11 protein-coding genes and 1 other RNA gene are annotated in these 13,404 nt (G+C 60.6%); 3 read left to right on the top strand and 9 right to left on the bottom strand.

From position 1 onward, the window contains the following. On the top strand, positions 1 to 1,569 hold a 1,569-nt coding region (locus B7L72_RS07630), incomplete at its 5' end, for a putative bifunctional diguanylate cyclase/phosphodiesterase (protein WP_139788470.1). A gap of 116 nt (positions 1,570 to 1,685) precedes the next feature. Here the strand turns inward: B7L72_RS07630 and nhaD are convergent. From nhaD to B7L72_RS07660, 6 genes are all read right to left on the bottom strand, one after another. After that, a complete protein-coding gene (gene nhaD / locus B7L72_RS07635) occupies positions 1,686 to 3,164 on the bottom strand; it encodes a sodium:proton antiporter NhaD (RefSeq protein WP_081138028.1) in 1,479 nt (492 codons plus the stop codon). Between the two features lie 242 nt (positions 3,165 to 3,406). Further along, positions 3,407 to 5,020 carry an ABC transporter ATP-binding protein gene (locus B7L72_RS07640; protein WP_081193523.1) on the bottom strand — a complete coding sequence of 538 codons (1,614 nt, stop codon included), beginning with the start codon at positions 5,018 to 5,020 and terminating at the stop codon, positions 3,407 to 3,409. Continuing rightward, entirely contained in the window at positions 5,013 to 5,852 is an 840-nt protein-coding gene (locus B7L72_RS07645) for an ABC transporter permease (RefSeq protein WP_100731973.1), read from the bottom strand. The genes B7L72_RS07640 and B7L72_RS07645 overlap by 8 nt, the downstream gene beginning before the upstream one ends. Before the next feature lie 45 nt (positions 5,853 to 5,897). After that, a complete protein-coding gene (locus B7L72_RS07650) occupies positions 5,898 to 6,857 on the bottom strand; it encodes an ABC transporter permease (protein WP_016915892.1) in 960 nt (319 codons plus the stop codon). A gap of 14 nt (positions 6,858 to 6,871) precedes the next feature. Further along, complete coding sequence (locus B7L72_RS07655; RefSeq protein ID WP_016915893.1) at positions 6,872 to 8,470, bottom strand: ABC transporter substrate-binding protein; 1,599 nt, start codon at positions 8,468 to 8,470, stop codon at positions 6,872 to 6,874. Positions 8,471 to 8,489: 19 nt separating this feature from the next. Further along, positions 8,490 to 9,257: an HAD family hydrolase gene (locus tag B7L72_RS07660; protein ID WP_081193525.1), complete on the bottom strand. Its 768-nt coding sequence runs from the start codon at positions 9,255 to 9,257 to the stop codon at positions 8,490 to 8,492. A gap of 274 nt (positions 9,258 to 9,531) precedes the next feature. Here B7L72_RS07660 and B7L72_RS07665 point away from each other — a divergent pair, with 274 nt between their 5' ends. Then, on the top strand, positions 9,532 to 9,801 hold the full coding sequence (locus tag B7L72_RS07665) for a TAXI family TRAP transporter solute-binding subunit (RefSeq protein WP_254893781.1): 270 nt from the start codon (positions 9,532 to 9,534) through the stop codon (positions 9,799 to 9,801). Here B7L72_RS07665 and B7L72_RS07670 read toward each other — a convergent pair. Both B7L72_RS07670 and B7L72_RS07675 read right to left on the bottom strand, forming a co-directional pair. Further along, positions 9,798 to 10,754 (bottom strand): calcium/sodium antiporter, encoded by a 957-nt coding sequence (locus B7L72_RS07670; RefSeq protein WP_081193529.1) that lies wholly within the window; start codon positions 10,752 to 10,754, stop codon positions 9,798 to 9,800. The two genes, B7L72_RS07665 and B7L72_RS07670, sit on opposite strands and share 4 nt — an antisense overlap. A 97-nt stretch (positions 10,755 to 10,851) precedes the next feature. Next, positions 10,852 to 11,820: a LysR family transcriptional regulator gene (locus B7L72_RS07675; protein WP_016915897.1), complete on the bottom strand. Its 969-nt coding sequence runs from the start codon at positions 11,818 to 11,820 to the stop codon at positions 10,852 to 10,854. A 144-nt stretch (positions 11,821 to 11,964) separates the two neighbouring features. On the opposite strand from B7L72_RS07675, the gene B7L72_RS07680 reads away from it, so the two are divergent. Next, positions 11,965 to 12,909, top strand: a complete 945-nt coding sequence (locus tag B7L72_RS07680) for a sodium-dependent bicarbonate transport family permease (RefSeq protein ID WP_016915898.1) — start codon at positions 11,965 to 11,967, stop codon at positions 12,907 to 12,909. A gap of 77 nt (positions 12,910 to 12,986) precedes the next feature. Here the strand turns inward: B7L72_RS07680 and ssrA are convergent. After that, positions 12,987 to 13,366, bottom strand: a transfer-messenger RNA (tmRNA) gene (gene ssrA, locus B7L72_RS07685). Positions 13,367 to 13,404 lie beyond the last annotated feature (38 nt).

Raw genomic sequence — 13,404 nt, forward strand, 5'->3', positions numbered from 1 at the left:
CTACCCGACCATCTGTTCGACCGGCCTGTCGAGCAGATCGTCGGTCGGGGGGACGATGCTTTTTTCGATGCGGCCAGCGCTGCAGAAATGGCTGAAGTGGACCGCCAGGTGCTGGCCACAGGCCAGAAAACAACGGTCGAAGAGCACAACGTGCTGCAGGGAGAGGAGCGGGTGCGTACCTTCCTTTCGGTCAAAATGCCGCTGGTCATGTCTCCGGGAGAAGCGCCCAGCCTGTGCGGTATTTCCACCGAGCTGACCGATTACCTGGAGATGCAGTCGCGTACCCATCATCTGGCGTTTTATGATGCCTTGGCCGGTTTGCCCAATCGTCGCCTGCTGCTCGAATCACTGGCCGAAGCCACTCACAGCACCTCTGGGGGCTACAGCGCCCTGCTGATCGTGGACCTCGACAATTTCCGTCTGGTCAACGACATACAGGGCCACGACAGCGGCGACCAGCTGCTCGTCAACGTGGCAGAAAACCTGCAGCAGCGGTTGACTCAGGATGCGATCTTGGCACGCTTCAGCAGCGATGAGTTCGTGATTCTGATCAATCGGCTTGGCGAGCAGCAGCATGACGCTGCTTCCTACGTCGAGCGCGTGGCTCGGCAGTTGCTGGACACCATTTCGCAGTTGCGCAATGACCGAGCGCTGCCGATCACGGCCAGCGTGGGGATCGCCCTTTTCGATGGCGCTGGCAACCCCATGAACGGGGTGTTGCAACAGGCCGACATGGCGCTGCAGCAGGCTAAATCATCCGGGGGCAATACGCTGCGTTTCTTCAATGTGGACATGCAGACCAGCGTATTGGAGCGGGCGAGCCTGGAAGGCGATCTGCACCAAGCGTTGCAGCGTCAGGAACTGGCGCTGCATTATCAGGTACAGGTGGATCACCAGGGAGTGACGACCGGCGTGGAAGCGCTGTTGCGCTGGTACCACCCCCAGCGCGGCTGGGTGTCGCCAGGCACGTTCATTCCGCTGGCCGAAGAAAATGGCTTGATCGTGCCCATTGGCTACTGGGTCTTGCGATGTGCATGCGAGCAGTTGGCCAAGTGGTCGAATCAGCCTTCCTACGCGTCGCTGACCGTCTCTGTGAACGTCAGCTCGGTGCAGTTCCAGCAGCCGGAGTTCGTGCGCAACGTGGAAGCCCTGCTGGCCGAAACCCAGGCGCCGCCGGGGCGGCAGGTGCTGGAAGTAACGGAAAGCCTGCTGATGCGAGAGCCCACGCGAGTGCGCAACACCATGCTCAAATTGAGGGCCCAGGGGATTCGCTTTGCGCTGGATGATTTCGGCACCGGCTACTCCTCCCTGAGCTACTTGAAACGTCTGCCTCTGGATGAGCTGAAGATCGATCAGTCTTTCATTCGTGAGCTGTTGACCGACAAGACCGATGCCGCCATCGTCGATACCACGATCCTTCTGGCGGTCAGCCTCGGGCTGACCGTGGTCGCTGGAGGTGTGGAGAAAAAAGAGCAGCTGGACTGGCTGAAAGGGCACGGCTGCTACCGTTATCAAGGCTACCTGTTTGGTCGTCCTACACCGATCGAGTATCTGTTCGAGTCCTATTAGCCGAGCGCGCGCAAGCCTTCGTCTCAAAACGCTTACTCCAGTGAAACGCCCACCACAGCAAAACGCCCACCCCATGGAGGGGTGGGCGTTGTCAGAACGGTGGCCGCCGTCAGCGCTCAGCCGTATACCGAAAAGCTGCCTGCGTTGAGCCACAGGTGGGCGATAATGCTGGCAATGTAGCCCAGCAAGATGACCGGCGCCCAGCGCAGGTGCCCCATGAAGGTATAGTAGCCGCGTGCCTGACCCATGACGGCCACGCCCGCCGCCGAGCCAATCGACAGCAGGCTACCCCCGACCCCGGCGGTCAGCGTCATCAGCAGCCAATGGCCGTGTGACATGTCCGGCTGCATGGTGAGTACGGCGAACATCACCGGGATGTTATCCACCACCGCCGAGACCACGCCTAACGTGATATTCGCCCAGGTGGCGTCCCAGTTGGTATATAGCGCGTCCGAGAGCAGCCCCAGGTAACCCATGAAGCCCAGCCCGCCCACGCACATGACCACCCCGTAGAAGAACAGCAGCGTATCCCACTCGGCGCGGGCCACACGGTTGAAGACGTCGAAGGGCACCACGCCGCCCAGTTGCTCCAGCTTTTTGTTGTCGCCCATGCGGCTATAGCGCTCGCGCTTGCGCTCCAGCGAGCGAGGCAGGCTTTTGCGCAGGTAGTAACCAAAGAACTGCAGGTACCCAAGGCCCGTCATCATGCCCAATACCGGCGGCAGATGGAGCAGCGTATGGCACGCGACGGCAGTGGCAATGGTGAACAAGAACAGCGCAATGATGCGCCGGGCACCGCGCTTGAGCTGCACGTCCTCATAGACGCTGTTGGGCTTCTGGTTCTTGATGAACAGGCTCATGATGACGGCCGGTACCAGGAAGTTGATCAGCGAGGGAATGAACAGGATGAAGAACTCCTGAAACTGGATCAGACCCGCCTGCCAGACCATCAGCGTGGTGATATCGCCGAAGGGACTAAAAGCGCCCCCTGCATTGGCAGCCACCACAATATTGATACATGCCAAATTGATAAAGCGTTTATCGCCTTCTGCCACTTTAGTAATAACGGCGCACATCAAAAGTGCCGTGGTCAAGTTGTCGGCAATAGGCGAAAGTATAAAGGCTAAACCACCCGTCAACCAGAATAGCGTGCGGTAATGGAAGCCTTTACGCAGCATCCATGAGCGCAGTGCATCAAAGACGCGGCGCTCTTCCATGGCGTTGATATAGGTCATGGCGACCAGCAGGAACAGCATTAGCTCGGTGAACTCCAACAGCGTCACCCGAAACGCATACTCCGACGTTTCCGACATGCCGTTCTGGACGTACACCCAGCCAATGAGTCCCCATATCACCCCTGCTGCCACCAGCACGGGCTTGGACTTGCGCATGTGGATCTTCTCTTCGGCCATGACCAACGCGTAGGCCAGCACGAAGATGGTTACGGCAAAAAAGCCAATGGCAGAACTGGTCAAGTCGATCTCACCGGTCACCGCGAAGGCGGCCGGGCTTGCCAGTAGCAGCAAAGCCGCTAACAAAAAAAGCCAGCCACGAGTCCATCGGGGCTGGCCAGGGTCATGATGCAACGTCAACATGGCGTGTTTATCCTTATAATGATGAGAAGAAAGGGGTTAATAAGCCACGCCAGTTTAACAAGCTATATTGCATTGCAATACGGAATAAAACCGAATGAAAAGCGACAGGGCGTAAGCGATTACGTCTTTTTTTTGAAATTATCCGTTTCGCTAATAGTAAAGCACTCATAACAGTGTCATGAGTAAAGACTGGCCTGCGCCACTCACTCGCCCACGGGCAAACGTGAGCGGCGCAACCCGCGTTAGCGGGTAGCCATGGCCTCTTCCAGCCAGCCCAGCTTCATTTGCGGCACCGACGCCAGCAGCGTCTGGGTGTAGTCGTCGAAGGGCGGGGCGAGCACCTCATCACGCTGTCCGTAGCGGACGACCTTGCCCTGGTGCATCACCGCGATACTGTCGGCGATGGCTTTTACGGTGGCCAGGTCGTGGGTAATGAACAGATACGCCACGTTCTCTCTTTCCTGCAGGCGCAGCAGCAGCTTGAGAATGCCGTCGGCCACCAAGGGGTCGAGGGCGCTGGTCACTTCATCGCAGATGATCAGCTTGGGTTTGGCCGCCAGGGCGCGGGCAATACAGACCCGCTGTTTCTGCCCCCCGGACAGCTCGGCGGGGTAGCGGTCGATGAAGCTTTCTCCCAGCTCGATCTCGTCGAGCAGTTCGACGACCCGCTGGCGTCGCGCCTTGCCTTTCAGGCCGAAATAGAACGTCAGCGGTCGGCCAATGATGGTTTCCACCGTGTGGCGTGGGTTCATGGCCACATCGGCCATCTGGTAGATCATCTGCAGTTCACGCAGCGTCTCCTTGCCGCGCTCGCCCAGGGTGTTGGGCAGGGCCCGGGACTGGAAGCTGACCTGCCCCTGGTTGGGCGGCAGCAGGCCGGTGATCACCCGAGCCAGGGTCGATTTGCCCGACCCGGACTCCCCGACGATGGCCAGCGTCTGGCCAGGGCTGACCGCCATGCTGACCTCGTGAAGCACGTTGCCTGCGCTGTTGCTGTAGGCGGCGCTGACCTGCTCGATGGCCAGAACCGGCGTTTCTTCCGGCGTCTTGGCCGCATGATCGATGGAGCGCACCGAGACCAGCGCCTGGGTGTAGGGCTCTTGAGGGGCCTCGATGATCTGCCGCGTCGGGCCGTACTCCACCATGGCGCCGTGACGCAGCACCATGATGTCGTCCGCCACTTGCGCCACCACGGCCAGGTCGTGGGTGATATACAGCGCGCCCACTCCCGTCTTGCTGATGGCATGCTTGATGGCGGCGAGAACGTCGATCTGGGTCGTCACATCCAGCGCGGTGGTCGGCTCATCGAAAATGATCAGGTCGGGCTCGGGACACAGCGCCATGGCCGTCATGGCCCGCTGCAGCTGGCCGCCGGAGACCTGATGCGGGTAGCGGCTGCCAAAGTTTTCCGGGTCAGGAAGGCCCAGTTGGCGGAACAGCTCCACGGCGCGCGCTTCGGCCTCCTTGCGGCTGGCCAGGCCGTGGAGCAGGGTGGTCTCGATGACCTGTTCCATCAACGTATGGGCAGGATTGAACGCGGCGGCGGCCGACTGGGCCACGTAGCACACCTCCTTGCCACGCAGCTGGCGCAGGGCCCTGGGCGAGCCTTCGAGAATGTTGCGGCCGTTGACCCAGACTTCGCCGCCCAGGCGTATGCCGCCCCGGCCATAGCCAGCCGGCGACAGGCCGATGGTCGACTTGCCTGCCCCGGACTCGCCGATCAGTCCCAGCACCTTGCCGCGCTCCAGCGTCAGGTCGACCCCTTTGACGATGTTGATCTCCTGGGGCGGCTCGCCGGGCGGGTAGGCCGTGGCATCGATGGTCAGGTTGCGAATCGTTAACAGCGTATCAGCCACTGCGGCCTCCTTTCAGGTCGGTGGTGTGGCGCAGGATCCAGTCGGCCACCAGATTGACCGAAATCGCCAGCACGGCAATGGCGGCGGCGGGAATCAGGGCGGCGGGAACGCCGAACACGATGCCCTGTCGGTTTTCGCGCACCATGCTGCCCCAGTCGGCTTCCGGAGGCTGTACCCCCAGGCCCAGAAACGACAGCGACGATAAGAACAGCACGGCAAAAATGAACCGCAGGCCCAGCTCGGCCACCAGGGGCGTCAGCGCATTGGGCAGAATCTCGCGAAAGACGATCCAGCGTTTGCCTTCACCGCGTAGCCGTGCGGCTTCCACGTAATCCATCACGTTGATGTTGACCGCCACGGCGCGGGAGATACGAAACACGCGCGTGGAGTCCAGCACCCCCATGATCAGAATCAACATGAGAAGGGTGCTGGGCATGACCGACAGGATCACCAGCGCAAAGATCAGTGTGGGAATCGACATCACGATATCGACCCCTCGGGAAATCAGCTGGTCTATCCAGCCGCCATAGACGGCCGCCAGAATGCCCAGCACCGAGCCAATCGAAAAGGCCAGCGCCGTGGCCAGGGCGGCAATGGTAATGGTCGTACGGGCACCGTAGATCAGCCGCGAGAGTAAGTCGCGGCCCAGGTTGTCGGTGCCCAGCAAAAACTCGGCAGACGGGCCCATCCACATGTCGCCGACGCTCTCGGACATGCTGTAGGGCGCCAGCCAAGGGGCGAATATCGCCATGATCAAGAAGCTGAAGGTCAGCAGCAGCCCGACCAGCGCGGTCACGGGCATGCGCTTCAGCAGCGTTAAGGGTTTCGACATGGTGTTACGTTCCTGTCTGGTCACTGTGGCCTGGCAAGCAGCCGGTCATTTGGGATGACGCAGGCGTGGGTTGGTCAGGATGGCAATGATGTCGGCCAGCATATTGAGTCCGATGTACACCGCCGCAAAGATCAGTCCCACCGCCTGGACCACCGGGACATCGCGCTTCGAGACGTGGTCGATCAAGTACTGCCCCATGCCTGGGTAGACAAAAATCACCTCGACCACCACCACGCCGACGATCAGGAAGGCGAGGTTCAGCATCACCACATTGACCACCGGCGCGATGGCATTGGGAAACGCGTGGCGGGCAATGATGCGAAACGAGCCCAGCCCCTTGAGCTCGGCGGTTTCGATATAGGGCGACTGCATCACGTTGAGAATGGCGGCCCGAGTCATGCGCATCATGTGGGCCAGAATCACCAGTGTTAACGTGGCCGCAGGCAGTGCGATGGCGTGCAGCCGTTCCCCCAGGCTCATGCCGCCATGCACCGTGGAGACGCTGGGAAACCAGTTGAGCTGGACGGCGAACAGGTAGATCAGCAGGTAGCCGATAAAGAATTCCGGCAGGGAAATGGCGGTCAGCGTGGAGCCGGAAATCACCCGGTCCGGCCAGCGGCTCTGGTAGCGCACGGCGACCAGCCCCAGCAGGATGGCCAGCGGCACTGCAACGATCGCTGTCCAGAAGGCTAGAAACAGCGTGTTGCCTGCGCGGCCCCAAAGAGACTGGGCGATATCCTGACGGTTGGACAGGGCAGTGCCTAGATCGCCTTGCAGAATGCCGCCCAGCCAGTCGATGTAGCGTGACCAGGCGGGCTGGTCGAGGCCCAGTTCTCTGCGCAGGTTGTCGACGGCCTGGGGCGTGGCGCTTTGCCCCAGAATCGACTGGGCCACGTCGCCGGGCAGCATCTCGGTGCCCGCGAAAATCAGCACCGACACGGCCAGCAGGAGCAAGAGGCCCAGCGCCAAGCGCTGGGCAATCAGTTTAAGGACAAAAGAGTTCATGGCAGCCTTCCGGGTTATGACGTCAACCAGCACTTCGAAAGCGCAAAGCCTGCCATCATTTCGCCCATCGGGTTGGCTGACCAGCCGCCCACGTTGTCCAGAGTGGCCTCGATGTAGTCATTGAACATGGGCAGAATCAATCCGCCTTCGTCGCGGACGATCATGGCCATGTCGTGGTACAGCTCGCTGCGGCGGTCTGTATCCAGTTCGCCGCGTGCTTCGCGGGCCAGGGCATCGAAGTCCTCGCGGAAGAAGCGGGTGTCGTTCCAGTCGGCGCTGGAAATGTACGCTGTGGAGTACATCTGGTCCTGGGTGGGGCGGCCGCTCCAGTAGGAGGCGCAGAAGGGCTGCTTGTTCCACACTTCCGACCAGTAGCCGTCGCTGGGCTCGCGGCGGACTTCCATGTTGATGCCCGCCTGGGCGCAGCTCTGCTGAAACAGCTGTGCGGCATCCACGGCACCGGGAAAGGCCACGTCGGAGGTGCGCAGCACGATGGGGCTGTCGTGGCCGGATTTCTTGTAGTGATAGCTGGCCCGCTCGGGGTCGAATTCCCGTTGGGGAATGCTGTCGGGAAACAGCGGGTAAGCAGCGTTGATGGGGAAATCGTTACCCACGCTGCCATACCCGCGCAGGATACGCTCGACCATGTCTTCGCGGTTGATGGCGTACTTCAGGGCCAGTCGCAGGTCGTTGTTATCGAACGGCGCCGTGTCGCAGTGCATGGGGAAGACATACTGAGCACGCCCGGAAGTGTTGTTGATCACGATGTTGGGCAGGCGCTGCACCATGTCCACCACCCGCGGCTCGACCCGGTTGATCATGTGCACCTGACCGCTCTGCAGCGCCGAGATGCGCGCCGTCGGGTCGTTGATGATGGTGATCTCGATCTGGTCGGCGAAGCCGTACTCGTCCGGGTTCCAGTAACCATCGAAACGCTCGGCGATCTGACGCACGCCGGGCTGGAACTCCACCACTTTGTAGGGGCCGGTGCCGATGCCAGCGGCCGGGTCCTGCTTGCCACCACCCGGCTGAATCATCAGGTGGTAATCGGAAAGCAAAAACGGCAGGTCGGCATTGGGTTCCAGCGTGACGATGGTGACTTCGTAGGTGTCCGTGGCGCGAATCGACTCGATGCCGCGCATGATGCCCAGCGCACCCGACTGCGAGCTCTCGTCCGAATGGCGCTCCAGCGTGGCCACGACGTCGTCGGCGGTCATCTCCTGGCCATCGTGGAACAGCACGCCACGGCGCAGCTTGAAGACCCAGGTCTTGGCATCCGAGGAAGAGTCAATGCTTTCCGCAAGGCGGGGTACCAGCTCGCCTTCTGGTGAAACATTGGTCAAGGCTTCCCCCCAGGACTGCCCGAAGGAGTGCTGCACCTGGCTGGTCCAGCTGGCCGGGTCAAGGCTGTCCGTCGACTCTCCGCCTTGCATACCGGCGCGCAGAATACCGCCGCGTTGAGGAGTGCCCGTGCTGGCCAATACCTGGCTGGAGAGCAGCGAGCCAGCAAAGGGCGCGGCAATGCCCAGAGCCATGGCGCGACGCATGAAGTCGCGGCGCGACAGCTGGCCGCGTTTTGCTTGCTGGGTGAGAGACTCGAGTGTTGGATGCATGGTGTGTTCCCTTGATGGATTAATGATGAGGCCGTGCGATAGTCAACTCGTCATAGTCACGAATCACGTGATCCGCGTGGGTGAGATGGGAGCCGTCCAGGTGAGGAGCGGCGCAGATACCGATGCCGGCCAGTAGACCGGCGGCTTGCCCCATGGCCATGTCGCCATTGGAGTCGCCGATGATCAGCGTACGTTGCGGCGACGTGCCCAACTGTTCGCAGGCGAGTAGCGCCATCTCCGGGTAGGGCTTGCCGCGCGACACTTGATCATGCCCCAACACGACAGAGAACGCATCGGCCAGCGAGAGCAGCTTTAAATGCAAATGCGCGTTGTGGGCGTCATCGGAGGTGACCACGGCCAGAGAAATGCCTGCCTGCCGGGCCTGCGCTACGAAGTTCATCAGGCCCTTTACGGGGGTCACGCAGTTGGGCCAGTCCAGCGTGTCGGCCAGGCGGGCGATGGCATCGTGGGACAGCTGAGTAGCGTCGTTCCAGGCGACGCCCGACTCGAACAGGCTAAGCGAGACGATGGTGGCAATATCGTCCAATGAGCCAATGGTCAACGGGCCGGTGGGGTCCCACAGGCGCTGCTCAGGATCGATGCCGACCCTAGGATAGAGCGCTTGGTGCGATAGCGCGTGTGCTTTGGGAAGGCCTTGGTTAAGGGTCGTGACCAGTTGGTCGAACCAACCAATCCAGAGGTCGCCGAAATTGAGCAGCGTACCGTCCTTGTCGAACAAAATGGCATCGATATCGTAAGTCGCGCCGTGCAAGGTGAGTTGGGGCATAAAGTGTCAGGGCTGTGATGCAGCCATCTCATGAAGGTGACAATGACACATAGGTTACACGGGTTTCATGACACTAGCCGTGTCAGGCAGCGTGAAAATCACCCCAAACCATTACCAAGGATTTTTTTTGAACGTTCAATTGAAAATAAAAATTTATCCTGAGCATTCCTATCGTTGATGTCAAGTGGAAGGGTTCGCAGGGGTTGTCCAGTCACGTCTACATAATCAGTTTTACCGATGAGCAGGTCGAGCGCACAGGGCCGTACGCCAGATCATTCCCGGCGGTACTTACCCAGGCATCGACAAGCGAGTAGTGACCACGTCGTCGCCAGTCTTCGCGCTTGCCACGGTGCACATGGATGAAGACGTGGCCTACCGGTTGACCAAGACATTCTGGGAGCAGCAGGCCGCGTTAACGGAGACATCACCCTGGTGGGGCAGTGTGACCGCTGAACTGCTGGCCCACCTGCCGGTGGACCTGCACCCCGGTGCGCTGCGCTACTACGACGAGGCCAACATCGAGCTGCCGGAAGCGTTGCGTTAGAAGACCGTGAAGCTCAGGGCAATATAAGCGCCATATCCCGCCAGCAGCGCCGCCCCTTCTCCGCGTGAAAGGCGCATGCCGGTATACAGGAACAGCAGCAACAGGCTTGCCGAACCCAGCATGACCCACTGGTCGAACTGACCGACGCGCGCGGCGATGGGCAGGGGTTGCAGCAGGGCGGAAATGCCTAGTATGCCCAGCACGTTAAAGATATTGCTGCCCAGGATGTTGCCAACGGCAACGTCGGCATGGCGGCGCAGGGCTGCAATGACCGATACCGCCATTTCCGGTAGTGAGGTGCCCACCGCGACAATGGTCAAGCCAATCACCGCTTGCGAAATACCCACGGCCTGCGCCAGCCCGATGGCGCCGTATAGCAGCAGCTGCGAGCCACCAATCAGCATGCCTAGCCCCACGACCAGCGCCGTGACGATCATGCCGGTAGACGTGGGGACCGCTGACACTTCTTCGGCTTCAGCGCTGTGCATCTCACCGGCAGGTTGCGGCACATTGCGCTCGGTACGATAGGCCCACACCAGGTAAGCGGCCAATGAGGCCAGCAGCAGCAAGGCCTGCCATTCCCCCAATGCTCCCCCCCATGAGAGCACGATGAACAGCACGCTGGCCGCCACGACGACGACGCCATCCCGGCGCAGTGCCAATGGTTGTACGGTCATGGGGCAGATGGCGGCACACAAGCCCAGAATCAGCAAGATGTTGCCGATGTTGCTGCCCACGATATTGCCCACGGCAATATCCGGCTGTTGACGAAGCGCTGCGTCCATCGACACCACCAGCTCGGGCGCGGAGGTACCAAAACCCACCACTACCAGCCCGGTCAATAACGGAGAAACTCCCATGCGTTGGGCACTGGCGACGGCTCCACGAATGAGCGCTTCACCGCCCAGAAACAGTAACCCAATCCCTGCCAGCAGGCTCAGCCCATACAGCATGGTGTCGCTTCCTTGTTCAATGGCCCGACCTGGTATCAGACCTCATGTTGTCAACATAGCGGGATTGAAAAGGGTTGCAACGTCCTTGCTTGATGGCTCACTCGCGCACCGGGAAGGTGGGGTAGGCCTCCAGTAAAAGCCCTAATTCGTTGCATACGAAGCGTGGCTCGATCCACTGGCTCAGATGCTCATGCACATAGTGTAGAAAGCGCTGTGCGGCGGGTGGTAGACGCTGGTCGTTGCGCACGATGAACTGCCAATGGCTTTCGATGGGCAAGCCATCGACCGACAGCACAGCCAGTTCCGAGTGTTCGCTGGGCAGCACATGCTCCGACAGTACCGCTACCCCCATATCGGCGGCCACGCCCACGCGAATGGCTTCGTTACTGGCCATTTGCAGGGTCTTGCGCATGGTCAGGCCATGCTCCTGTAGCCAGCTTTCCAGCAGCATGCGCGATGCCGAGCCGGGCTCGCGGAGCAGCAGGCGCTCGCCGAGCAGTTGCTCCATGGTTACGTTTGGCTGGCTGGCCAGCGGATGATGGGCGGCGGCAATGGCCACCAGCGGGTTGCGCATGAAGCGGGCCGCTACGGCGTGGGCCAGGGCAGGGGGGTGGCTGAAGATATACAAGTCGTCTTCGCGCCGCTCGAAGCGGGCCAGGACCTGCCGTCGATTGCCGATATTGACGGTGACGTCCACATCGGGAAACGCATGGCTGAACGGGCCCAGCAGGCGCGGCAGCACGTATTGCGCCGTGTTCACCAGGGCAATGCTGAAGCGCCCCTTGCTGCCATATTGCAAATCGCTGAGCTGGTCCGCGAAATCATCGAAGCGCCCCAATACGTCACGGCTGGCCTGATAAAGCGCCTGGCCCGTGGCGGTCATGGTCAGCCCTTGAGAGTGATGCTCCAGCAGCGGGCTGCCAATGGCCTCGCTCAGCCGCTTCAACTGCTGCGACACGGTGGGTTGTGTCAGGTGCAGCTGCCGGGCGGCCTCGCTGATCGAGCCATGGCGCACCACGGCGACATACACTTGCAACAGACGAAAGGTTAAATGGCGGATATTCACGAAGACAGCCTTTATACGAAGGTCAAATCGAAGGTCAAAATCAGGGTATAGAAAATCATCTATGCCGAGCATTCAATATATGATTAGTTGTCTTGCCGTGTACATCGCAAAATGCGGCCACTTTCATCCGATGGAGCAGCGGCGATGCCCGATATAGTGGTCATGTTTTTTCTACTTGGACTGTTGGCTGGCGCGGTCAAGTCCGACCTTCAGGTTCCCAAGGCCACCTACGACACGCTGAGCCTGTTGCTGATGCTGACCATTGGCCTCAAGGGGGGCATGGCGCTGCATGGCAATCTGCACTGGGGGCTGGTGCCCGAACTGATGGGCGTAGCGCTGCTGTCTGCGGTCATTCCCTTGATGCTGATGCCCGTGCTCAGGCGGTTGGTACGCCTATCGCCTGCGGACAGTGCCAGCATTGCCGCCCACTACGGTTCGGTGAGCGCAGGTACCTTCGCTGTGGCACTGGCGTATGTGGAGGCGCGCCAGTTGGCCGTGGGCAGCGAGGTCACCCTCTATCTGGTGGCCATGGAGCTACCCGCCATCATGATCGCCATTGCCCTGTACCGGCGCTACCAGGGCGCAGCCGTCAAGGAAAGTACCAGCAAACTGTGGCATGAAACGCTCACTAACCGTGGAGTCATCCTGCTGGCGGGCGGTGTCGTCATCGGTGCGCTTTACGGCCCCTTCCAGGGCGAAGAGGTCACCAATCTGTTTACCGGTGCCTTCAAGGGCGTGTTGGCCCTGTTCCTGCTCGAAATGGGCCTGACTGCCGCCCAAACGCTGCGTCCAATGCCTTGGCATCACTGGCGGTTGGTGACCTTTGCGCTGGTCACGCCCATGGTGTTGTCGCTGATGGGGATTGCCGTGGGAGCGCTGGTCGGCCTGCCGATTGGTTCGGTGGTGATTCTCGCGGCCCTGGCCGCCAGTGCCTCGTACATCGCGGCCCCGGCCGCCATGCGGGCCGCCATCCCAGAAGCCAACATCGGCCTCGCCATGCTGGCCTCGCTGGGCATCACGTTCCCGCTCAACGTGATGCTGGGCATCCCGGTCTACCACCGGCTGATCGAGTGGCTGCTGGTGTCGTAACGCCATGGTTTCTGGGCGCTTTCACCGCGCCCAGAAACGAAAAAAGCACCCGAGGGTGCTTGATTCGTAGGGGTGTCTGGTGGAGGCGGCGGGAATTGAACCCGCGTCCGCCAGCACGCGCCCATTGGCTCTACATGCTTAGATTTCGTCATTTGCTTTAACGTGTCTGACTCCGACGATCAGGATTCAGCCACGCGAGCCTTCTAAAGTTTGACGGTTGGCGAGAAGACACCACCAACCGCGGTCCTATCAGCTTTAGCTCATATCCCCGCCGTGATGAATAGGCACATCACTTTGGGGCCAGACAAGAAGCTAGCAGGGTTTAAGCTGCCAGCGCGCCTTGAGCGTAGTTTTCGTCGTTTGCGACTATTTTTCGTGATGTGGTATTTACGAGATACATCACGCTCTCGGCATGCACCGCAGGGTTTGTCACCGGCGTCGAAACCATGTCGCCCCCTTGTTCAGAGCTGCATTCTAACGTGCTCGTGTCCAATT

Origin of the sequence: Halomonas sp. BC1 (assembly GCF_002078135.1) — a bacterium.
GTDB classification, from domain to species: domain Bacteria; phylum Pseudomonadota; class Gammaproteobacteria; order Pseudomonadales; family Halomonadaceae; genus Vreelandella; species Vreelandella stevensii.

Coding starts and splice junctions, on each gene's coding strand:
- B7L72_RS07655 (WP_016915893.1), bottom strand. CDS start 8,470: ATGCATCCAACACTCGAGTCTCTCACCCAGCAAGCAAAACGCGGCCAG.
- B7L72_RS07660 (WP_081193525.1), bottom strand. CDS start 9,257: ATGCCCCAACTCACCTTGCACGGCGCGACTTACGATATCGATGCCATT.
- B7L72_RS07645 (WP_100731973.1), bottom strand. CDS start 5,852: ATGTCGAAACCCTTAACGCTGCTGAAGCGCATGCCCGTGACCGCGCTG.
- B7L72_RS07650 (WP_016915892.1), bottom strand. CDS start 6,857: ATGAACTCTTTTGTCCTTAAACTGATTGCCCAGCGCTTGGCGCTGGGC.
- B7L72_RS07680 (WP_016915898.1), top strand. CDS start 11,965: ATGCCCGATATAGTGGTCATGTTTTTTCTACTTGGACTGTTGGCTGGC.
- nhaD (WP_081138028.1), bottom strand. CDS start 3,164: ATGTTGACGTTGCATCATGACCCTGGCCAGCCCCGATGGACTCGTGGC.
- B7L72_RS07670 (WP_081193529.1), bottom strand. CDS start 10,754: ATGCTGTATGGGCTGAGCCTGCTGGCAGGGATTGGGTTACTGTTTCTG.